The sequence below is a fragment of the Mesorhizobium muleiense genome (genome assembly GCF_900099905.1).
GTDB classification, from domain to species: domain Bacteria; phylum Pseudomonadota; class Alphaproteobacteria; order Rhizobiales; family Rhizobiaceae; genus Mesorhizobium; species Mesorhizobium muleiense.
This window is the reverse complement of the sequence record NZ_FNEE01000001.1, coordinates 270796-293360: the sequence shown is the minus strand read 5'-3', so window position 1 is coordinate 293360 and position 22565 is coordinate 270796. Positions and strand designations below refer to the sequence as shown.

Sequence of the window (22565 nt, the reverse complement as noted above, 5' to 3'; positions counted from 1 at the left end):
CTCCGTATTCAAGCCCGCCGCACCTTACACACGGCCCTGGCCGACTGGAACCACAACAGTGCGATAAGATTGCAACATGGCCGAAGAAGCTGAGGAAAAGAAACTACCGGCGTCCGACAAGAAGCTTCGCGACGCTCGCCGCAAAGGCCAGGTTTCGCAGAGCCGCGACCTGGCCTCCGGCTTCACGCTTTTCGCAGCGCTTGGCTATCTTTATTTCGCCTGGCCGATGCTGTTCGGGCACCTTTCGGAACTCGTGCAGACCGTGACCACCCCCGGCGATTCGTTCGTTGAAGTCAGCCTGCAGGCTATCCGCCATTCGTTGTCATTGCTGATGCTTGCCACCTTGCCGCTGGTCGGAATCGTTGTCGTTCTCGCCGTGGTCTTCGGCATGCTGGGAACGTTCGGGCCGGTCTTCTCGTTTGAGCCGCTCAAGCCGCAATTCGATCACATAAACCCGGCGAAGGGTCTTCAGAAGATCCTGTCGCTGCGCAACGTCGTCGAGTTCACCAAAGGCCTGGCCAAGGTGGTGTTGCTGGCCGGCCTGTTCGCATTCCTTTTGATCGCGTGGCTGCAGCCGCTCTTCGATGCACCGGGATGCGCTCCGTCATGCCTGGAGCCAATTATCAAAGCGGTGCTGACACCGCTTGGAATTGCCGCCGCCCTGGCCTTTGTCGTCATCGGCGTGATCGATGTTCCTATTCAGCGCTGGCTGTTCCTGCGCGACATGCGCATGACGACAACCGAATACAAGCGCGAAAACAAGGACCTCGAAGGCGATCCATTGATTCGACATGAACAGCAGCGACAGCGGCGTGAGGCCGTGATGCAACCGGCGAAGCTGGGCGTGAAAAACGCGGTCATCGTTTTCGTGTCCGGTGACCGCTCAGTGGCATTGCGTTACGTCAGGGGTGAAACGCCGGTGCCGACAGTCGTCGGCAAGGGCCAGGGCCGAGCGGCTGACGAGATGACGGCTCAAGCACGCCAGGCAGGTATTCCGGTGATCGAGGATGCGGCCGTCGCCGGCCCACTCTTCGAAAATACGAACACCGGAGCTTACATCGGCCAGGAGATGTTCCCACCGGTCGTACGCCATCTTGTCCGGCTCGGGCTCACTTGAGCCATGCGCGAACCGACCTTGCCGCAATGCCTGAGCAGCGCGGCAAGGTCAGCAGCGACAGCCGACTACTTGGCTGAACCCAACAGGACGTCGAGATCGACCGCGTCTGCCATTGCCTTGTATCCCGCGTCGTTGGGATGGAGGTTATCGCCGCAGTCGTAGTCGTCGCGCAGATACCCCGGCTTGGCCGGGTCTTCCATCACCTTGTCGAAGTCGACCACGCCATCGAAGCCGCCGCCGGTGCGGATCCATTCGTTCACCGCGACGCGAATCTTTTCTTTCTCGGGCGTGTAGTAACCCTCGGTGGGAAGTCCTTTGAAGGTTTCGGCGAAGGGGGTCAACGTCGCGCCGACAATGCGTATGCCATGGGCGTGCGCGCGATCGATGAGTTGTTTGTATCCGGTGATGATGTCTTGCGCCGTCGGTTCCTTGTCGTCCGGCGTGATTGCATTTTGGCCGGGCCAGCCGATATCGTTGATGCCCATCATAAGGACGACGGTCGAGACTTTGGGATGGCTCAGTATATCAGAATCGAAACGTCCCAAGGCATTGACACCCATACCGTCGGTCAACACGCGATTGCCCGAAAAGGCTTCGTTGACCACCGCGACCTTGCGGTTGGCCTCCTGCAATCGCTTGGCGATATGGTCCGGCCAGCGATTATTGGCGTCAGGGGTCGAGCAATTCCCATCCGTGATGGAATCCCCGAAAAACACGATCGCCTCGGATTCCGGCACGGCGTCAACCCATATGTCGCTCAGAAACAGGCGCGATTTGAGTGTGCTGTCAGCCTTGAACGCAGCCTCGTTTGTGAAATTGCCCGGGCCGGAGATGTAGGCGGTTTGCACGCCATCCCAATGCACCGACGACAGCGCCGTCTTCTTCGGCAGGAAAATGCTGACCGAGATTTCGGAAAGCGCTTCTGCCGAGAGAGCGATGGGGTCGCTGAGGATCGGAGCTCCCGGCGGAACCACCACAGAACTATTGCCGCCCCAGGTCAGAGGCTTCAGGGTCGCCTGATCGACGTTGCCGTCCTTGCCTGCTATTGCGACGCTGCCGGCGCCAATGGTCAGCGGCTTGGCGCCGAAAGCATTCGACAGCACGACCCGCACGCTCTTGCCGCCAACGCTGATGCGGGCGACCTGGCGGACGGTCTGGTTCTCCAATACCTCCGGCACTCCGAAAGGCGCAGGAAGATCATCCGACCAGCGCGGAGCAGGTGTGGCAGCCCAAGTGGTGATCCAGTCTGCCTTTTCAGCGCCTTGTGCCGAAAAACCTGCGATGGCGGAACCGGCCGCCGCAGCTGCACATATCAGGATGATCTGACGTCGACGCCGTTTCCTCCCTGCGGCGGTAGAAAGCTCCGATGAAACCTTATCCGTGAAAACCAAAGGCCTGTTGAGCCGCATTTTTATCTCCTCCTCGAGACATGCTGGTAATGCCGCCGCCGGCCTTATTATGACGGCCTGCCTGGGGAATGAAATTCGACTTCCGTGGCAATTTTGGACCAGCGTCAGGAGCAAGGATTTGCGAGCGTGGAAACTAGTGCAGCCTTATAGTCAACTCGCGTGCTGAACGTCCGCAGCGCCCTCGCCGGATTCACTGGCGGACATCGATCCTGGGCCCCAATGTCTGGGTCATGACCCGCCGCACGACCTTGCCATCTGCGACATCGAGGCAGACGGTATCGACCAGGTATCGATACGCCACGATGTCGCGAGGCTCCAGCGCCTCAAAAGCGCGGTGCAGGAACGGCATGGAATAATGATGGTGTGGATAGAAGTTATAACCGACCGCAACAGCCGAGTTCGCCAGGTTCGCGGCGCGATTGTGCTGGCCAAGAATAAACGGCGCCGGGCGGGCCGCATCGTAGTCAGGCGGCGTGATTGGCCGTTCGACTGGATAGGCGCACTCCTTGGTAAGCTTCATGACCTCATAGTTGGACGAGGCAATTTCCGACGACTTCGGCCCCACCTTCCTGATCCCGATCTGGCCCCAAGCTGAGGTCGGAACGTGGCCGGATTCACGACGATATTCCTGATAGCCGAAGTGACGGGCATAGAGCAGATAGGAAGCGTCGCGGAAAAAGCTCGGTGCGACCCGCACCCAGTCACCTTCTTTCGTCAGCGCCTCGAAATGTGCTTGCCGGATTTGCCTTGAATCATACCAGCCGAGCCGCGCGTTATAAAAGACCGCGTCGCCGAATATGGTGACAACAATCCCGGCTACGATGGCAGTCGTGGAAAACGAATTTTCCTTCATTCTCGTCAGAGCCGCGACGATCAGACTGTTCAAGATGATCCAGTGCAGAAAAAGGGCGCCGCTCAGAAGGAAGATCCCGATATGCATGATATCGAATAATGCGGTCAGTCCGATGAGCCACCGCCGGCGCAAAAAAGCGAGAAAGCATAGAAGCTGCGCAGCAAGGATAACGACATTCATCGGAATCTGGACCGCCCTGACTGCTTCATAGGCATGAGCGAGCAGCGATTCGGAAAAGCCCAACGGGGCCGCGCCTAAGCCGTACCCGGCCAGCATGATGGAACTGGTCGGGTTCTCGAGGATCCAGCTCAACGGCCCTCCGTCAAGCGTGACCTTGGCCATCCCGGACATGAAGTAGTTGCCAAAATGGGCGCCGATCCCGGCCAGCAGCAGTATTCCAGCAGCCTGGGCAGCGAAATTCCTGGTTCCGAGTTCGTCAAGGCTGGGCAGGTTCCTGGTGAAGGGCTTCAGCCGGCTCAAGCTCTGCAGCAGGCCAAGGCCCAACAGGCCACAGGCCAGGAAGAGACCGACCTCAATCAACGGCGCATAGTCGTTGCGGCCTAGTTCCGCAGCATCGGAAACTGCCCGCGTGACATTCTTGTGGAAGCCGAAATAGACCGTCGGGAAAATGGCGAAGGATGGCCGCAGGATCGAAAGAAGCGCCGCCGCAAGCGCGATCAGGCGACCATATGTGAGTGCATTGCCCAACGCGTCGGCGCGAGCTGCGTCGGCAATGCCGAGTTCGTCTCCAAGCCCGAAGCTGAAGAGGCCCAGCGTTATCGCCAGGCCGACCACGATGATGCGCGCAGCCCGCGCCTCGGCGGGATAGCGCACGAATGCAAAAAGGCAGCAAAGCAGAGCCAACCCGATAGCGCTGACCGTGGCGAGGGCAGGATCGTGCCACGCCACGCGGGACGCCGCCTTCTCGTACAACAGGATCGGAACGACCCCGCACAGGAACGGGAAAAAAAGAAGGGCTGCAAGGACATAACGCTCAACGGGTGAACGCTCGATGCCGACTGACGGCCAACGCCGGGCGCTGCCCGCTCCGATGCTCATCCCATGCTTCTCCCGTCTTCCGGACGTTTCGCCTCACCTGTTCGGTTTTCGGTGCTCACCTTCCGGGGACGGGATGAGCCCTCACGCAGCCGCACGTTGCCGCCGGATATTGCTGCACTGCAACAGGATGCGTACTACAACCTAAACGCACAGGCAACGACGAAAGTTCAAGATACACCCTGGCTCAATGCGCGCACGCAGTTTGCGCCAATTATCGATAAATGCCCGCGTTAGATTGCCGACCTGTCGCAATTTGGTACAACAACAGCAACAGCGATCGCCGCCCGCGTCACCGTGCCCGGTGTCGAGCCAGGGTATTGCAGGCTCAAAAAAATGTTGCCAATCTACCCAAAGTAGTGGCAAATATTATGTTGCAGTGCCTAAGAGTGCGGTGCAACATTGAATTTGTCTCGCTGACCTGCAGAAAACCGATCGCATCGGCGTCAGGTGCAGGGTCAGTGGCTGAAGAGGCCATGGACAATGGTACTCGACACCCGGGCCAAACAGGTCGCCGACGAGCACCATGGTATCGTCGTAATCGGCGCTGGCTTCGATTCAGCCTTTTTACTGCACCAGTTCGTCGGACGGAGAAAAGCTCGTGTTCCCTTCGGATTGTGGCGCCACAGCACGCGTGATTGGCAACTCGAACGCGGCGCAAACAGCAATATCCGGGACGAGGATACCTACTCCAGCAGACCGTGGAATTACACGATCGGCCTGGCAGGCGGAACCAACTGCTGGTCCGGGCAGACGCCGCGGTTGCTTGCTTACGAGTTCAGGCTGAAAGGCCTCTACGGCATCGGTCTCGACTGGCCGATCAGCTATGACGATCTCGAGCCTTTCTGCTGCGGCCCAGGCGGTCATGCCGGTGAGCAGCTTTGCCAGGGGGAGAAAATACTATGACGGTGTTCTATGATAGCAGCCGTCCAGACGCTTTCATCGGCGGTGCCGGTTCGGACGCAGTCAATTACGGCGCTTCGTCCCGTGGAGTCGTCGCCGATTTGGCTTCCGGCCATGCTTACAAGTTGCTGTCGATACTGCCGCTGGGCGATTCCATTACCTATGGAGTGATCGCGAGCTCTTCCGATACCGAAAGCGGCGGCTATCGGAAGTTCATGCTGGAACAGTTGGCGGCACTCAATGTGAAGATCGACTTCGTCGGTTCCTCGTCCAACGGACCCGCCAGCATGGTCGATCGGGATCACGAGGGTCACCGCAACTGGACGCTCAATCAACTGAACGGCATCGACAACGATGTTGTGGCAGCTACGAAACCCGACGCCGTGCTGCTGATCGCCGGAACAAATGACAGCTCGACCGATAGCGTGCCAACGATGCTGCAGGATTTGCGCAGCCTTTTGCTCAGCCTGACCTCCAGCGATCCCGCCTTGACCGTCTTTGTCGGATCCTTGCCTCCCGTTCGCGTCGGCCAACAGTCGCAAGCGCGTGCAGACCGTGTCGATGCGTATAACGATGCCATGCCCGGCCTGATCTCTGAACTGGCCGCCCAGGGGCACAAGATCGCCTTTGTCGACATGCGCGATCTGACACCGGATGACATCACCGCGCCGCCACTTGACAGCGGGCTGCATCCGACTGCCGGCGGCTATGCAAAAATCGCCTCACACTGGATGGCCGCCCTGGAACACCATCTCGGCCTGGACGGGACCGGTATCGGAAGCGACCGCGATACCTTCACCAGCATCGAAAATCTTACAGGATCTTCGTTTGCCGACCAACTCGGCGGAAACGAGGGAGCCAATGTGCTGGATGGGCTGGCTGGCGATGATTTGCTGGAGGGCCGCGGCGGCTCCGACCAACTCATCGGCGGGGTTGGCGCCGACACGCTTGTCGGCGGCACGGGTAATGACGTCTACTATGTCGACAATGCCGGCGACAAAACCATCGAGGCGACCAATGGCGGCGTCGACGAGACGCATGCTTATACAAACTGGACCCTGGCCGACAACGTCGAAAACCTCTTCCTGAGGTCGGCTGCCAATCTGGCGGCAAAAGGCAACGGGCTCGCCAACACCATGGTCGGCAACGGCGCAGCGAACACGCTCGAAGGCCTCGGCGGCGACGATCGGCTGGATGGCCGGGGCGGGTCGGACCGGCTCGTCGCTGGTCTTGGCGCCGATATCCTCACCGGTGGAACGGGAAACGACAGCTTCGTCTTCGCCGCCGGCCATGGCCACGACACCGTCACCGACTTCGACCTTTCCGGCGATGATCTCCTGGAGATTTCAGGCTACCAAAGATATAGCGAACTCCGGCAGGTCGGGACGGACACGCTGGTCGTCCTCTCCGACAGCGACACTGTTCTCCTCAAAGGCGTGACCAGCGCCTCCTTGAGCAGTTCGGATTTCGTCTGGATCGATCCACTCGACGAGCCGCCGCCGGGGTCAATCGTAGGCGACGACGGCAACAATACGCTTACCGGCGGTCCCGGTGCGGACGTCATTTATGGAATGGGCGGCAGCGATATCTTGAACGGAAAAGCGGGCGCCGACACGCTTGTCGGCGGCGCGGGTGATGACGTCTTCCATGTCGACAATGCCGGTGACAAAACCATCGAAGAGAACAATGGCGGCTTCGACGAGACGCACGCTTATGTAAACTGGACCCTGGCCGACAACGTCGAAAACCTCTTCCTGAGGTCGGCTGCCAATCTGGCGGGAAAAGGCAACGAGCTCGCCAACACCATGATCGGCAACGGCGCAGCGAACACGCTCGAAGGCCTTGGCGGCGCAGATCGGCTGGACGGCCGAGGCGGGTCGGACCGGCTCGTCGGTGGTCTTGGCACCGATATCCTCACCGGCGGAACGGGAAACGACAGCTTCGTCTTCGCCGCCGGCCATGGCCACGACACCATCACCGACTTCGACCTTTCCGGCGATGATCTCCTGGAGATTTCAGGATACCAAAGATATAGCGAACTCCGGCAGGTCGGGAGCGACACGCTGGTCGTCTTCTCCGACAGTGACACGCTTTCGCTAAACGGTGTCCTCGTCGCAAGCATCTCGAACAGCGATTTTCTCTTCGTGTAGAGCGGCATCTGCCTACGCTATATCAAAGACAGTCGCTGACATGCGGTCTCTTCGCGCAAATTGCCCTTCGTCGTTGGCTAAAGCGCGTCGCGTTTGGCCGGGCCTCATGCGACGCGCTTTAGGTTGTTGTTTTTATGCATGTCGTTATCGCAAAACCGCTGCACACTTTTGCGCGACATGCATTAGACCTCTTTTGCTTTATTCGCCCGTTTCGGTCTCGATCAAGACAAGGCGGTCGGTACCGGACTCCGCGCCCCATACCTCGCCGGAGCGCCCGTTGAGCTGGCGCACGTTGGCGTTGTCGCGGTCGGACGGGAAGCTCGCGATGGTCTGCGTTGCCGGGTCGAAGCGGACGATGGCGTTCGCGCTGAAATCGGTGAGCCAGACCTTGTCGCGTTCATCGACATAGACGGCATAGGCCTGGGGCTCGTCTCCGGGCAGCTTCCAGCTGCGCCAGTCATTTGCGGCCGGATCGAAGACGCTAACCTGGCCGGCGTTCCATTCGCTGACCCAGATGCGGCCTTTGGAATCCGACCAGACGCGGCGGGCGCCCTGATCCACGGTCGGCGGGTCGATCGGGGAAGCCTCGCCGGTCGAAACATCGATCCTGGCGATATGGTTGCCGGCGAGCGAGGCGTAGTAGACTTCACCGGACGGCGTGGTTGTGATCCCATAGGCGCCGCGACCGCGCGGCGCGTTCCAAACGTCGACCTTGCCGCTCGCCGGATCGAGCCTGCCGTAGATGCCCTCCTGCCCGGTGAACCAGAGCCTCCCGTGTTTGTCGAAGGAAGCGGTGTTGAGGTTCGCGTAGCGGTGCCCCTCGGGGAGCGGAAAGGCCTTCACCGCTTCCGTTTCGGCATCAACGCGCACGATGGCGCTGAGGCCGCCGTCGGTCACCCAAGCGGCGCCGTCGGGACCGACGATCACGCCGTGCGGCGCCGAACCGTCGCCAAGGGTGATGTGCCTGACGGCGCCTGTATCAGGATCGAGCCGCCCAAGCGCGCCCTGTGCCTGGGCGGTGTACCATACGGAGCCATCCGGCGCCGGAGCGACATCGTGCGGGCCGGCGCCCTCCGGAACGGGATAGTAGCGGACCTCCTCCGAGGCGGCACGCGCGGCCACCGAGCAGAGCAGCGCGGCGAACAGCGCCGACGCAATCGTACGAAACATGGCGAACTCCTCACATCGCGCGTTTCAATTTGCACAGCGAGCGATCCACGTATCCTTTTCGCGCCACTGCGGAGATGGCGGGCTCGCCGTGCCGCTTGCTGATCAAAGTCAGGAGCTAGTGCAGCCCCTGCCCTCGCCTAGGCCTGCAAGCCCAGAATCGTCGATAGGCGGTAGCATCATGGGAAACCTGCGTTACGACGACGCAACCGCGGCCCGCAATTGGACTTGGCGTGCCGAAGGCGTCAGCTTTGCCGCAAAAGTTCCCGCGCCAACTCTTGCCATTCCTCATCAAGCGTCAAAGTCGACGGCGCGGCGTCGCAGCGACGATACCAATACTCCGCATTGGATTGATCGCCTTCCTTGCGATGGAGGTAGGCATGCACGCGCATACAAGCCGTATCGTCGCGCAGCTGTGCACGCTCGTGCGCCTTATCCCAATCGCCCTTTGCATCCCACCACAGCGCCTCCAGGGCCGGACTCAGGCCGGCGGGCGGCTGTGATTTCGCAATCGAACCTCTGAAGGCTTGCAGATCCATTTTTTCCACCGACGTGATGTACATGGGCGGAGCCGATAATAATCCCGGATTCCCCAACAGCAAAGTCGCATCGCGCACAGCAAAAGAATGGCGGTGCTCTCTGCGTGGCCAATCTTGGGCGGCACAAAAAAGCGCCGGCGATTGCCGGTCGCTTGCGGCAGCTGGCTGGGCGGCTCCTGACGCCGAGCCACAATTCTTTCCCGACGCGTTCCAGCAGCAAGCTGACCGCTTGGGCAAACAGTCGACCCTCAGCTGCCTCATTTCGCAAGCTGCCGAGCCGCATCTGGGCCAGGAGGTTGCGCCGGCCGGTCTGGCGACGCACCAATTCCACCGGGAGCCGAGGGCCCGTGGGGACGCACGGGGCTGCGCGAGTGCGTTGCCATCTCGCCGGCAGTGTCCAGTGCGGCGACCTACGACGCCGACGTAAAGGACTTTACCGAACGATCCGAGCTTCCCGGAGGATGGCGTGGAGATCCCGAGCACACGGGCAAGGCATCATTGAACGATCAAACGCGAGTAGCCAAGAGCAACAGACTCTAATGCGGTGCGATTGAGAATCGTCAGCGAGCCGCGGTCGTATTGGGTCACATACCGCCGTTCCCATTCTCTCAGGCAACGATTCACTTTCGCTCGAGACGCCGGGATCATTGCCGCGAGGTCGGTCTGCGAAATGTGGATTCTCTGAGCTCCATTCACGGTAGCCGTGCTGTGCGGGGTCTCAATCAATCGCAAGACCGTGCTCGCCAATCGAATGGATAGGGCATTCGACGCACTGTGGATCACTCGCTCTTGCGCGTCGTGCGTTGCTTGGCATAAATACGGGATCACTTTCAGTGCGAGGTCCGGGTGCTTGTCGAAGACACTAGCCATGAAAGCTGCTTCGATTTGGAGCAAGTCGCTGTCCACGACTGACGCAGCGTTCATGTTACTGTGTCGCGCGATGAACAATCTAGTCAAATCGAAAGTGTCACCAGGACCAAGATCGGAAAAGATGAATTCTCGGCCGTCTGAGAGGGGGACACTAAGACGAACTTTTCCGCGAATTATATAGTAAATATAACGCGGTATATCCCCAAGGTGAGTTAAGACTTTATTCTTAGGAACCCTCCGTAGGATGGCTGCTTTCGCCATTTCACTAAGAGTATCTTGTCCAAATTGCCGAAATAAGCGTATGTTGTTCAGCTGTTTGACTCGAACCTCAGCGCCATTCTCTGTCATGGCTCCCTCTCCCTGATAGGGTAAGCGCCCCAGCCCCCTAAAGCATTGCCTTGACCACCTCTTAGAACGAGTCCGACCTCCAGTCCGTTCTCACGCGAACGGGTTACGGCAGAAAATATTAACACATTAGAATACGATAAAATAGCGACTCGTCTGTGCCCGGGGTAACAGCGACATGTCTCTGAGACATTTAAATCAAATCTAACCGACTGGAAGCCGTTGGGATAACCCCCTCCTTCCTTATGGGATGGCGTGTGCCATGACCCATAGAGGAGAAGGGATGCAACAGGATTCGGGGGGTCGTCTTATGCGGCATGCACCTACCGAGGCGTCGCGTGCGCTCTGGAAGCGGAGCGTAGAGCCGCTACGGCTCCCCGTGGGAGCAGTTTGCGTGTTTCTCGCAACTGCTGATTTCCTCCTTGGACAGACAATACTTCTTGCGTCAATTGAGCTCTATCATAGGGCCTTCGAGGTGAGGCCGCCGGATGTCTGGGATTCGATCTGCCTAAGTGTTACCGCCGGCCTGTTGCTGGTCGCATTCATGACCGCCAGGGGCGCCTACACGGTTAGTGGCATCCTGGACGATCACTGCAGGATCAAAACACTCTTTAGCGGCTGGCTGTTTGTTTTCTTTTCAATTCTCTGGCTCGCCTTTCTCACGAAGACGACGTCGACGTTCTCGCGCGGCTCCTTGACGCTGGCGTTTGCGGTCGGATTCCCAATCCTGCTGCCTGGCCACGCGGTTCTAGCGCGTGGGCTGAAACGGCTTCTGGCGGCTGAGAAACTCGTGTTGCGCACAGTTTATCTGTTTTACTCTGGCGTTCCGGGAAAGGAACAGGGGATAATCAACAAGCTTGGGCAACAGGGCATCGCGGTTTGTGGTGTTTCGAACATCGAGAACCATGATGACACGATCGCAGCACGATCGGTGCATGCCGCCGTCGCGGCTGCACAGGCTGCGTTCCGTAGTGGCTCGTATGGGGCAGTTTATCTCTTTTGCTCTTGGGACCAGCGGAAGTTGATCGAACGCATCCTGGAGGAAATGTCCCGCCTCCCGCTGCCGATTTATCTTTTCGCCGACGCCTACATAGATAAAATTCTGGCTGGAAGGCCGCTGCACACCGGCTGGCAGCGAGCCTTCGAAGTCCAGCGTGTGCCGTTGAGGCCTGCCGAACGCCTGCTCAAGCGGTTGTTCGATATTGCTGTTGCATCCCTGCTACTGCTGTTCCTTTGTCCGTTGATGGCCTTGGTCGCATGTGCCATAGCGCTCGAGAACGGTCGCCCTGTGGTGTTCCGGCAGATGCGACGAGGTTTTGGTGGTAAGCCGTTCAATATTTACAAATTCCGATCGATGACGGTGCAGGAGAACGGTGCACAAATTCGCCAGGCTCAGCGCAATGATGCGCGGGTTACCCGACTTGGCCGAATATTGCGCCGGTCAAACATCGACGAACTGCCGCAATTATTAAACGTGCTTCGGGGGGAGATGTCCCTGGTTGGGCCCCGACCGCACGCCGTCGCTCATGACGACACCTATACTTTGACCATTGCGAGCTATGCTTATCGCCATCATGTAAAACCCGGTCTAACAGGGTGGGCTCAGATCAATGGCTTTCGAGGGGAAACGAAGGAACTCTGGAGGATGGAAAAACGCGTTGAGCATGACCTCTGGTATATAAAATCCTGGAGCATGCTTCTCGACATTAAGATAATTTGGAGAACTGCTCTAGTGATGTTTTCGGATCGCAACGCTTATTGATGTATACCATCTTCTCAAGAAGCTGAGTGGATGAATGTAGTCCATCCTCCGACCGATTGAACGGATAGCTTTGATTCTGATACTTCGGGCGATCCCGCCGCCAGCGAGTACATTGAGCCTCACAATCCGGTTCGCGCCGGTTCAGTCGCCGGACAGTGGGGGCATCTCGCAGGCTAGCTCAATGCGAAAATCAACGCGAGGCGGGGAGATGGTCGGAGCAACGCATGACGGAACCTCAGCAAAAAGCCGGGGCAGTCGGATCTTGCCATTCAACGGTTCAGGACGGACCACGGGCCTCATTGCGGCGAACGGAAAGCAGGCTTGCTGGCGGCGCACCGACTTCAACACGAGAAATTGTTCAGTCCTATGAGCTTCCGCTCGACGGCATCCGGCTCTTGATTTCCTCTAGAATGTTGGTTGCGCGTGCGATGCGGCTGTACCTGGACAGAAAGTCTGCCTTCGCCTGCCGACCAATCTGATCCCGAAGCGCCTTGTTTTCGCGCAGGCGCTGAAGAGCTTTGACCCAGTCGGACGGGTTGTCTGGCGACACCAGAATGCTGTTGATTCTATCCCTCAAAACTTCTCGTATAACTGACAGGTCGGAGGACACTATGGGTTTGCCATGCGCCATATATTCGAAGAGCTTGAGCGGCGACATTCCCTCAGCGATATTCCGACCGCCGCCCTGGCCCTCTACATCTCTAAGATAGGGCGCGAGTACAACGTCCATTTCGGCCAAGTAGGCACATGTCGCGGCGTGAGGAACGTAGCCGTGAAACACTATGTTCGGGCATTTGGCCAGCTTCGATGTCCAATACTCTATATCGCCTGGTGTTCCCCCGACGATGTGAAATGTCGCCCAGCCGCATCGAGGCGCAATCGCGCTTATTATCTCCATGCCTTTTCCCTTATAAAGGTGTCCGACATAACCAACCTTGAACGTGCCGCTGAGGCTGCATGGCTCGACATTCGGCGGAACAGGATCCGCGCCATTGGGCGCGATGAGAAATTTTCCCGCATGTTGAGGAAAGAGGCGGATGCTGTCGTCCCGCAGACGTTGCGACGTGACGACCAGCATACGGAATGTCTCTAGGCCTATCAGTTTGGCAAGGCGTTGACGCTGACGTCTGCTCAAACTGCCAATCGGGTCGTGAAGCTCAAAAACGGTCGTGAACCGGAAAAGTCCGGCAGAAACAAGCGCTACAGTAGCCGAGCGTGTAAAGACGACTTGCGGCCGCAGCCAGACCGCAGCAAGCAGCGCCAGCACAGCAAAAAAAAGCTCCCGGCCGGGCACAGGCCAAAAGGGTACAGGGAGAACGCGGAATGGGAACTCGGTAGCGAATCCGTATTCGCGCGCGATCTTTTCATAATGATCCCGTGAATTCATGGAGGCGCGTGGAAGCGCTAGCAGGACCTCCGCTCCGGCAACCCAAAATGCATGGCACATCTTTGCGACCTGTACCGCATTGGCGGCCGGCGCCGGGACGTGCGCAGAATGTATATAGAGAAGCCGCATCCACAAAGCCTATCTTTCACGCGTCGCGGCAGGTCTGGTTCTTCGCCTCTGAGCCGCAAGTTCGGAGACCACGGGCTGGGCGGACGCACTCAGGTCGAACGACAAAAGCGCCCTCGCCCCAGTGGCTCCATGGGTTGCGATAGTACCACTCTCCGGTTGCCCTACCAAAATCGAGCGTCGCCCTTTTTCGCGAACTGACGGCAGGCCCAGCGGCAGCACACGCCGCCTCTTCACGGACAGGTTCTGACCACAGCCGTCATCAAAGCCCCAGCCAGCCAGCAATAATGTTGCGCTGTATCTCAGAAGTTCCGGAATAGAGCTTGCTGCCGATGGCATCACGCACGGCACGTTCGACCTCGAATTCGCTTAAGAAACCATAGCCGCCGAAGACCTGGACGACATCGAGCGTGGTGCGAACTAGCGATTCGCTCACAAAGAGCTTCGAAACAGCGGCGTCGAGGGAAACGGACTGGGAGCGCTCAAGGCCCCAGGCCGCCTTGTAGACGAGCAGTCGGGCCGCCTCCACCTGCATCTTCATGTCGGCGATCTTATGGGCGACCGCCTGGTGCTTAGAGATGGCCTGGCCGGACTGACGTCGGGTGCGCGTATAGGCCACTGCCTTTTCCAGAAGCCGCTCCATGGTGCCTATATGACTGGCGAACAGGCACGCCCGCTCCCAGTCCATACTATGAGCGAACAGCCTGGAGCCGCCGCCCACTCCACCGAGAACAGCGTCCTTCGAAACAAATACGTCCTCGAAGACAAGCTCCCCGATCGGAGACGTCCGCAGTCCCATTTTTTCGAACTTTTGCGCGACCCGATAGCCCGGCAGCGCGCGGTCCACGAGGAAGCTCGTGATGCCGCCGAAATATCCCTTGGCGCGGTCAGTGACAGCAAAGACGACGGCAACATCTGCCACCGGCCCGTTGCTCACGAAGGTCTTCGTGCCGTTGATTAGAAAGCCGTCGCCATGAGGCTCCGCCCGGGTTTGCATCGCAAATGCATCGGAGCCCGACTCCGGTTCGCTCATCGCATTAGCTGCGATCAAAGTGCCATCACAGAGCCCCGGAAGATATCGATTCTTCTGCTCTTCAGTGCCGAACTTCCAAATCGGCACCACGCAGGCCAGAAGGTGGGCGCAGATCGAGAAGACCAAGCCGGAATCCTCGCAGCCGTAGCCAAGCGCATCGATTGCAATGGCCGTGGACAGGGAATCGAGACCGGGTCCCCCGTAGGCCTGGGGGACTGGCAGGCCGGTCAGGCCCATCTGCGCGCAAGCCCCCCACAACTCGCGCTGGAATACTTGGTCTCGGTCGCGCTGCCTGACATCTTTATTGAGCTTATCTTGCGCGAAGCGAAGGATCTGGCCACGCAGGATACGCTGCTCCTCGTTCAGCGCGAAATCCACTACTCCATCCTCATCAGATGCTGGTAGTCGATTTTATCTGTCGAGGTCTTGGGAAGTAACTGCTGATGCGAGAACCAGTCCGGGGCCATGTAGGCCGGCAAGTTGTGGGCGCAGAACCGCTTCAGCTCGATGAGCGACAGCGCATGGCCGTCGCGCGAGGCATAGAACACCTTTATGGAGACGCCCGACTCTTCCGAGCGAGCGATCGCCGCCACCTCGGAGATCGCTGGATGGCGATAGAGCGCCGTCTCGATCTCGCCGAGTTCGATCCGATATCCCCGTCTCTTCACCATCCGGTCGCGTCGACCGCGGAAGGTGTAGACTCCGCCATCGCCTTCGATCACTACATCGCCGGTGCGGTACCAGCGACCGCTTGAATCGAAATGAAAAGCGGCGCTTGTTCGCTCAGGCATGTTCCAATAGCCCAGCATCACGGGAGCACCGCTGATTGCGAGCTCGCCTTCCTGGCCTCGCGGCACGTTGCGACCATTCGCATCGATCACCCGCGCCTCAACATGCGAGCAGGCGCGCCCGATCGGAAACGGCGCCGAGCGGTCTTCGGCGATCGTCTGCGGGATTTCGTAGTAGGTGCAGACGTTGGTTTCGGTTGGGCCGTAGAGATTCAGGTAGCGTGCGCGTGGGACCACAGCCTTTAGCCTGCGCAGATGCTTGACCGGAAAAACCTCGCCGGCAAATAGAATGAACCGAAGAGCGTGGTCGTCGCGAGCATCAAGACTGCCGTGCTCGACCAGAAGCGTGAGTACGGAGGGCGTGGAATACCAGACGGTCAACCGCCGCTCGGCGATAATCGACGCCATCCGGGCCGGATTCTTGCCGAGCTCCTCACCGATGAGGAATACGGTCGCGCCGTGCTTCAGCGGTACGAAGATGTCGAGAATAGACAGGTCGAAGTGGAAAGGCGCATGGGAGGAGAAGCGGTCGTTCGCGTCAGGGGCGAGGATTTCGGAACACCAGTCCACGTAGCTCGAGCCATTACGATGCGTCAGCATCACGCCCTTCGGCTGGCCGGTCGAGCCCGAAGTGTAAAGCACGTAAGCGAGGTTGTCCGGCCCCGGCCGCGCCGATTCGTCCTCCACCGCCAAGCCGCCGGCCTCTACGCCAGCCAGGTACGCCGCGAGCGGCGACGGACCGTCGGACCAGTCGAGCGGCAAGAGACTAGGTTCCGCAGCCAAGCGCGCCAACTCACAGCGCAAAGCTTCGGCCCGGGACGCCTCCACGAAAATCGCGCGCACGCCGCAGTCGTTAAATATGAACGCGTTACGCGCAGGCGGTGCCAGAGAGTCGACGGGCACATAGGCCGCGCCCACCTTCAGGATGCCGAACAGAACAGCGAGCGAGGCGATCGATTTTGGAAGGCAAATGCCGACGCGGTCCGCCGGCCGGACGCCGATCCGACGCAGATGGTCGCGGACTTGGTCCGACAGAGCGTCGAGCTCGCCGTAGGTGATCTGGCGCCCAGAGTTCGCCTCGACAGCGGCGCACGTCTGGGGATACCGCTTCGCGCTCTGTTCCAGATACTCATGTAAGGCAGCGACCGTCATGGCGAGCTCTATGTGGACGCCTGCTTCGACTGGACGAAATTGGCAATTTGGGCGATGGAGTTCAGGTTCTCCGGCACGAGTTCGTCAGGGGCGATTTCGATGCCGCAGGATTTTTCCAGGTAGGCAACGAGCTTAAGCGTCGCCAGCGAGTCGAGAATGCCGTCCGTTATCAGCTCCGTTGAATCCGTCAGATTCTCCGGCCTTTCACCGGGCAGGAACTCATTCAATATGAAATCCCTGGCCATCGTCCTGATCTGGATCGAGTTCATCGGTCCTCCTTTGGCGGAGCAACCGCCAGGTTCAGGGGAATTAGATCCTGGTGTTGCTGCAGGACCTCGTAAAGTTTTTCCGCGATGAGCCTATGGCCGGTGGCGTTTGGGTGTTTGTCCCAAGGTGCCACAAGAAGGGTCCGCCAATCATACCCGTCATACACACCGGAAAGATCGAGAACGTTGAATCCAGCCTCGGCAGCGAGGCGCCTCTCCAGCTCGGGACTGGTCCCCTCGTCCGGCCTGGGAAGATAGATCCAAGAGACCCCAACACCTTCTCGCTTCGCGGTTTCGACGATTCGAGAATAGATCACACGCAGAAGTCTTTCCTCATAGCGCTTGAGCTCTCTTGTAAGCACGTCGGGGTCGGTGCTGGTATCTATTCCGCTTTCGCGTACAATGTCGCGCACAAAGTCGTAGCGATATGCGGAGCCATTCTGGATTGCTTTCACGACCTTCTCTATCATTCGCGGAACAAGCCCGCTGTGCTCAAAGTAGAAAATGTAATTTGGTTTGAATGAAAGCACCCGATCCTCGATGATGGCCAGTATGTCCAGGCTGGAATAATCCCCGATGGCAAAGTTCAACACGTCGTAGTGTCGATACCCGCTGTCGGCCGCCTGTTCATTCAGCCGCTGCTCCAGCAGGCCCTCGAAAGTCTCCTCATCCGCGACGCCCGCACCGAAGACGTGCGAAGAGCCGACGATTGCTATTCGCAGGGTGCCGGGAGAAGGAAGCTTTTCGTAATCCTTATCGCGCATGCCCCAGCGGTTGATGTGGACCCGCGTTCCCTTAAAGTCTGCCTGGGAGATTGGACGCAGATAGGTCGTGGGAAGCGCACCCGTGAACTCGATCAGCGGCGACTCGTTTAACCCTTCCCATCCGTCGGGTGGTCGTTGGCCATAGACAATCCACAGTTCCGGGTTAAATGCGCCGACATTGACGAGGTTCTCGTAGTAGCCGCGCTCCAGGTTCGCATTGTCACGGCTATTCAGGTTCGGCGTTCTAATATCGGCCATTGCGGTGCTGACCGTCTCGCCGAAGCGATCGTGAACCACGGGGAGCGAGATGCAAACCGCGATCAACCCGCAGACACCGACCGACGCAACCGACCGTCGGAAACTGTACTGGCGGTCAGCGCCGCCGCGCGCGAGCGCAAGCGCAGGAATGCCAACGATAGCTGCCACCGCGACGAGTACGAGGGCGGGCGTCGTTTTGCCAGGGTCTTTCACGCCCACAGTGTCGAAGACCGAGAACCATTGCGGGACCGAGCTCGCGCTCCAAAAGGACCAAAGGAGGCAGATGACGACGAATACGCCAATAGTCCGGCCCGCGGTTTGCAGCGCACCGTTCCAGCTGAGCGCCCCGCCACGCAGGCGCCGCGTGCGACCGTGCCGCATTTCATAGAGGGCGTTGATCGTCACAAGCACGGCCAGGATCATCCAGAAGAGGAAGTCGTTCCAGGTGAATACCCAGGTGCCACGTAGCCAGAACCACTGATAGTTGTGCAGCAGCCAAGTCGCGACGAACGCCAGGAGGGTCGCGCTGACCAGCGCTACGCTCTCTCCCCAGCGTCGAAAACGAAAATACAATGGATAGTATACAATTTTCATTATGAAATCCTTCCAGTATATATTTATTCGACGCCAGAAATCTGTGAAACTTGAGGAAAGAAAGTACAGATTGTGGGTTTCTGGAAGATTAAATCCAAATAAATGCAAAATTCCGGTGATTATGTGAAAAGTTCCTGAAACCTTCAGGTAAAGTAAAAATGGCCATATGATAAATTGCAAAAGCTCAATCTGATTGTGTACGTCCGCAGCATCGATCACAAACCGCTGGTACACGATACGGTAGCATATCAAATGGACAGCGCCGCGGAACATCCACTGAACGCCCGTTTGATAGATGTAGTGCCGGTCAGCATTGTAGTAGCTGCTACGGAAAGTTCTAAAATCTACGACCGGAAAGAGCGGGAAGCACACGTTCGGCAACATGAAAAAATACGCGAGACGTTCCGAAACCGTCGCCATCCTCTGGTCACGCCGCATTTCATACGCATAGACAATGAGACGGAACATGAACATCGAAGCGAGCACGGGCCAGACGGCGCGCGTCCACGGGGTCGCAATCCAGTCCATTCGTGCGGCGGCGAGCCCGCAGCCGGCGCCAACCAGCGCCAGCACTCTCCATCCAAAAGCGATGGGTAGGTGGACAATTCCGATCAGTACGAGCCCAATGGCGGCGATCCAGGCGGCATCGATGAAACCCTCAAATCTCCAGTGGTGCCAGTTGGGCCCAAGGTTCGCGAAGACTGCGGCGATAGCCGCGAACGAGAGCAGCACGAAAAACGGCAGCCGGTAACGCTGTGGCAGGAAGTAGTGCACGCACCAGCCGGCGAGGGCAACGAGCAGGACGCGGACAAGCGCATTAGTCTCGAGCCTGAGGAGATAGACCAGCGCGATGAAGAGGGCCAGCTGGCCGGCTATGGCGAACCAAGCCAGGATGCTTCTCGACTCAGTCTCCGTAGGATCCGCCGACCAGGGAAGAGACAATGTCTTGGCCCAATGCACGCTGGCGCGCCTCAACCAGCTGCCGGCGGACATCGACAAGAAGTAGCTTTGGGGCACGCGAAAGATCCGCAAGCTGCTGGTCCCCCCTCCCATGGCCCCCATCTCCTGACGGGTAAGCGCCCGGTCCTTGGAGCGTTGCCTTGACTTCTTTGAACGAGTCCGGTTCCGCGCAAACGCAGAAGTTCCAGTACATAAGTTTATCACGACAAAATCGCTCCGCTGTGCCCGAGGTAACAGCGACCCGTCTCTAAGTCGCTTAAATCCAGCTAGCTAAATCTGACCGATTGAAAGCCGATTCCGAATGGGATCGAACTGCCCCGCAATCCGCGCCGCGAGCCGAACGCCGATGGCAGTCGACGCTCTATCTGCCTTGGTCATCTTAGTCCGGAACGCTCGGGCACATGATCGACGAATTCGCGGCACTTCCCGCCGAGGCAAAGGCGCAACTCACCATACTGGGCGATGGCCAATGCCGCGCCACTCTCGAGGAACAGGCGGCCCGGTTGGGCCTTTCCAGCAGGGTCACTTTCGCTGGCTCGGTCGAAGATGTCTTTCCATCCCTGTGGGAGGCTGAATTCAATCTTTCCACCTCGGTGTCGGAAGGTATGTCAAAGTCAAACGCTCCTGAAAACAGCCTCTATTCCTGGAAGACCGTTAAATACAATTCGGCCGAGGAGGCAATTGTTGCCTACGTGCTGGTGTGATACTTTACTTGACGGGAAAACTTGCCGTTGATAGCAACGGACCTGCTAAATGTTGATTGGCACACTAACTTTGCACACCGGTTACAACGAGGGGGCGCAGCTTCAGAGCCTCGCCCTCCAACGCTGCATTTCGGACCTGCGTCCCGGCTCGCCGGCGGAGATCGTGGACCACCGCTATCCAAGACGACTGGAGACTGGCTATGGGCCGGCGACAAACGCACGCCAGCGAACGCTTGCCGCCTTCGCCGATGGACTGCTGCTCAGCCCCAAGAGGTTCTACTCGGAGGATAGGTCACCAACGTTTCGCTACGTAAGCGACCGCTATGATGCGGTTGTGGTCGGTAGCGATGAGGTTTGGAAGATCGACTACGTCTCCCGTCTCGGTGGGCTGATCAAGCTTCAGACCAACCCACTATGTCCCCCATTTCCCAATGTCTACTGGCCAGAAGTGGCGTGCTCGAAGATAGCATATGCGGCGAGCACCGGCAGCAGCACCAAATGGACCGAAATGCCGCGCCGCAATCGATATTTGATGGCCAAATGCCTGAACGAATTTGTCGCGATCGGCGTGCGGGACGAGCGGACACGTGAGATGGTCCTCTGGGCAGATCCAAGCCTCGCGGATCGTGTGACATTGACCCCAGACCCGACAGTCACTCACGATCTAACTTCGAATGCCACTCATGAAAGCCTGCGCGTAAAGCTGGCTTCCTGGGGCGTGGATTTCAATCGGCCCCGGGCGTTGGTGATAGCCGGCCAGCACGAGCTCTATGCAGAGGCTACGACCTCTCTGCGGGCGCGCGGCGTGCAGATTGTATCGGTCTCGGATCGCAATCACCTCGCAGACATCGATCTCACCGAAAAGCCTATAGATCCCCTCGAGTGGGCAAATCTGGCATCACAATTCTCCTACTGCTTGTCAGAGCGCATGCATGGGGCACTATTTGCTCTGCGGAACCGGTGCCCGTTGATTTGCCTGGACAGTCGGCGACCTGCCATCGGCTTCCCCACTAAGAACGAAGCTTTGATGACGCTGATGGGCATTCCCTCTCAGTACGTGTGTATTCACCGCAAGGGTGCCAGGGACAATTTGCTGGACATGTGCGAAAATCTCGGAAAACTTGTTCACGACTACATGAAGATAGACAACCGACTCCGGGAACTAGCTGAGATTGGCCGTACGTTTCTGGACAGGGCCCTGCCTGCGGCCAAGTAAAAAAACAAATTAAGATGTTATAAAAATGCTTCGAAAACTGCAAATTCTTCTGTCTGCTCAAGCGAAGGTAATCATCTCCTACGTATATGACGTTGGAAATTACCTACGTTACAACGGGGATTCGCTGTTGGTTCCCAAGAAAGAGCGGCTATATTACCGAATAATCGTGGACGCTCACTCGATTGAGAAGGGCCTTTCTCTAAAGGACAGGAGGCCCGGTTTTGGCCAGGAAAAAATCAAGCGACTTATGAATGAGGTGTCCTCCTACGACACCTCGCTAGGGGCGTTTCCGCTTGAAATGGCTGTCGGCGCACTTCGCGCCTATGTTGACCTTCATCCACCAGGAGAGCCTGAGCAGCCCTTTGTTGAGACAGTTCGTCAATTCGTCGAGCGTTTCAATGGGCTTGATGGAGTCGCCTTCACCGGCGGGGTTCAAAGCGCCGTTCTGCCAATTGGGGGGCCAGCCCTCACACTCCTGGAAGGACTTCAGTGTCGTCGCTCGGTTAGATACTTTGACGAACAATTAATAGATCGCACCACATTGCTGGAGTTGGTACGCTTGGCCCAAGGTGCGCCATCCCAATGCAACAGGCAGGCGACAAGAGTATACCTCTACCAGGGCCGTCATCAAATCGATCAGATACTCGCCCTGCAGGGCGGGGCGCGAGGCTTTTCACAGTCCATATCAAACCTGGCCATTGTCACGTCAGACACAAGGGCCTGGCGAGGAAGCAATCAACGAAACCAGATTTATGTCGATGGTGCGCTGTTCCTAATGCATTTCCTGTTGGCCGCGGAGGCACTTCGGCTCGTGGCTTGCCCACTCAATCTTGCGGTCGATAGTCGAGTTGAACGGCAAATTCGTGACGTAGGTCGAATTCGAGCAGGCGAGAGATTGATTGCATGCGTCGCCCTTGGCCCTATGGCAGGTACTGCCATCAGATTTGCCAGGTCGCCGCGCAGGCCGATTGATGAGGTGGTCTCGTTTGTAACCGAGGAGTAAGTCTCCGCTGGCACTTGCAGAGCGATCGAACCAAGCTGGCTTCTCGGGGAAGGGACAACGTCTTGATCGACTGCCCGCTCGCGCGCCCCAACCAGCTGCCGCCGCACATCGACAATAAGTAACGTGGAGCACGCGAAAAATCC

General features: G+C 58.4%; 18 protein-coding genes. 8 read left to right on the top strand and 10 right to left on the bottom strand.

Features of this window, described 5'->3' with window-relative positions:
- Positions 1 to 76: 76 nt before the first annotated feature.
- Positions 77 to 1117, top strand: a complete 1041-nt coding sequence (locus tag BLT09_RS01280) for an EscU/YscU/HrcU family type III secretion system export apparatus switch protein (protein ID WP_091590137.1) — start codon at positions 77 to 79, stop codon at positions 1115 to 1117.
- Positions 1118 to 1182: 65 nt separating this feature from the next.
- Here the strand turns inward: BLT09_RS01280 and BLT09_RS01275 are convergent, their stop codons facing one another.
- Complete coding sequence (locus tag BLT09_RS01275; RefSeq protein ID WP_236473104.1) at positions 1183 to 2640, bottom strand: SGNH/GDSL hydrolase family protein; 1458 nt, start codon at positions 2638 to 2640, stop codon at positions 1183 to 1185.
- 76 nt (positions 2641 to 2716) lie between these two features.
- Positions 2717 to 3919: a hypothetical protein gene (locus BLT09_RS01270; protein WP_167366291.1), complete on the bottom strand. Its 1203-nt coding sequence runs from the start codon at positions 3917 to 3919 to the stop codon at positions 2717 to 2719.
- 60 nt (positions 3920 to 3979) lie between these two features.
- Here BLT09_RS01270 and BLT09_RS33395 point away from each other — a divergent pair, with 60 nt between their 5' ends.
- The 3 genes from BLT09_RS33395 (at position 3980) to BLT09_RS01260 (ending at position 7488) form a co-directional block, all read left to right on the top strand.
- On the top strand, positions 3980 to 4384 hold the full coding sequence (locus BLT09_RS33395; RefSeq protein ID WP_139172474.1) for a hypothetical protein: 405 nt from the start codon (positions 3980 to 3982) through the stop codon (positions 4382 to 4384).
- A gap of 534 nt (positions 4385 to 4918) precedes the next feature.
- Complete coding sequence (locus BLT09_RS01265; RefSeq protein WP_091590132.1) at positions 4919 to 5341, top strand: hypothetical protein; 423 nt, start codon at positions 4919 to 4921, stop codon at positions 5339 to 5341.
- Positions 5338 to 7488 (top strand): GDSL-type esterase/lipase family protein, encoded by a 2151-nt coding sequence (locus BLT09_RS01260; protein WP_091590130.1) that lies wholly within the window; start codon positions 5338 to 5340, stop codon positions 7486 to 7488. The genes BLT09_RS01265 and BLT09_RS01260 overlap by 4 nt, the downstream gene beginning before the upstream one ends.
- Before the next feature lie 198 nt (positions 7489 to 7686).
- On the opposite strand, the gene BLT09_RS01255 is transcribed toward BLT09_RS01260, so the two are convergent.
- The 3 genes from BLT09_RS01255 to BLT09_RS01245 all read right to left on the bottom strand — a co-directional run bounded on the left by BLT09_RS01255 (position 7687) and on the right by BLT09_RS01245 (position 10412).
- Positions 7687 to 8658 (bottom strand): Vgb family protein, encoded by a 972-nt coding sequence (locus tag BLT09_RS01255; RefSeq protein WP_091590128.1) that lies wholly within the window; start codon positions 8656 to 8658, stop codon positions 7687 to 7689.
- Between the two features lie 242 nt (positions 8659 to 8900).
- Positions 8901 to 9194 (bottom strand): hypothetical protein, encoded by a 294-nt coding sequence (locus BLT09_RS01250; RefSeq protein ID WP_167366323.1) that lies wholly within the window; start codon positions 9192 to 9194, stop codon positions 8901 to 8903.
- Positions 9195 to 9689: 495 nt separating this feature from the next.
- Entirely contained in the window at positions 9690 to 10412 is a 723-nt protein-coding gene (locus BLT09_RS01245) for a Crp/Fnr family transcriptional regulator (RefSeq protein ID WP_091590126.1), read from the bottom strand.
- 391 nt (positions 10413 to 10803) lie between these two features.
- Between BLT09_RS01245 and BLT09_RS01240 the strand changes: the two genes are divergently transcribed.
- On the top strand, positions 10804 to 12171 hold the full coding sequence (locus tag BLT09_RS01240; protein WP_167366290.1) for an exopolysaccharide biosynthesis polyprenyl glycosylphosphotransferase: 1368 nt from the start codon (positions 10804 to 10806) through the stop codon (positions 12169 to 12171).
- 364 nt (positions 12172 to 12535) lie between these two features.
- On the opposite strand, the gene BLT09_RS01235 is transcribed toward BLT09_RS01240, so the two are convergent.
- The 5 genes from BLT09_RS01235 to BLT09_RS01215 all read right to left on the bottom strand — a co-directional run bounded on the left by BLT09_RS01235 (position 12536) and on the right by BLT09_RS01215 (position 19592).
- Entirely contained in the window at positions 12536 to 13687 is a 1152-nt protein-coding gene (locus BLT09_RS01235) for a glycosyltransferase (protein WP_091590122.1), read from the bottom strand.
- A gap of 259 nt (positions 13688 to 13946) precedes the next feature.
- Positions 13947 to 15095, bottom strand: coding sequence for an acyl-CoA dehydrogenase family protein (locus BLT09_RS01230; protein WP_091590121.1), 1149 nt, complete (start codon positions 15093 to 15095; stop codon positions 13947 to 13949).
- On the bottom strand, positions 15095 to 16657 hold the full coding sequence (locus BLT09_RS01225; protein ID WP_091590119.1) for an amino acid adenylation domain-containing protein: 1563 nt from the start codon (positions 16655 to 16657) through the stop codon (positions 15095 to 15097). Before BLT09_RS01225 ends, BLT09_RS01230 begins: the two co-directional genes overlap by 1 nt.
- An 8-nt stretch (positions 16658 to 16665) precedes the next feature.
- On the bottom strand, positions 16666 to 16926 hold the full coding sequence (locus BLT09_RS01220; RefSeq protein WP_208602465.1) for an acyl carrier protein: 261 nt from the start codon (positions 16924 to 16926) through the stop codon (positions 16666 to 16668).
- On the bottom strand, positions 16923 to 19592 hold the full coding sequence (locus tag BLT09_RS01215; RefSeq protein ID WP_139172473.1) for an SGNH/GDSL hydrolase family protein: 2670 nt from the start codon (positions 19590 to 19592) through the stop codon (positions 16923 to 16925). Before BLT09_RS01215 ends, BLT09_RS01220 begins: the two co-directional genes overlap by 4 nt.
- 308 nt (positions 19593 to 19900) lie before the next feature.
- On the opposite strand from BLT09_RS01215, the gene BLT09_RS01210 reads away from it, so the two are divergent.
- From BLT09_RS01210 to BLT09_RS01200, 3 genes are read left to right on the top strand one after another with little or no spacing between them, the layout of a single operon-like run.
- Positions 19901 to 20203 (top strand): glycosyltransferase, encoded by a 303-nt coding sequence (locus BLT09_RS01210; RefSeq protein WP_091590116.1) that lies wholly within the window; start codon positions 19901 to 19903, stop codon positions 20201 to 20203.
- A gap of 49 nt (positions 20204 to 20252) precedes the next feature.
- Positions 20253 to 21419 carry a polysaccharide pyruvyl transferase family protein gene (locus tag BLT09_RS01205; RefSeq protein ID WP_091590114.1) on the top strand — a complete coding sequence of 389 codons (1167 nt, stop codon included), beginning with the start codon at positions 20253 to 20255 and terminating at the stop codon, positions 21417 to 21419.
- A gap of 25 nt (positions 21420 to 21444) precedes the next feature.
- Entirely contained in the window at positions 21445 to 22422 is a 978-nt protein-coding gene (locus BLT09_RS01200; RefSeq protein WP_091590112.1) for a nitroreductase family protein, read from the top strand.
- Positions 22423 to 22565: the final 143 nt, after the last annotated feature.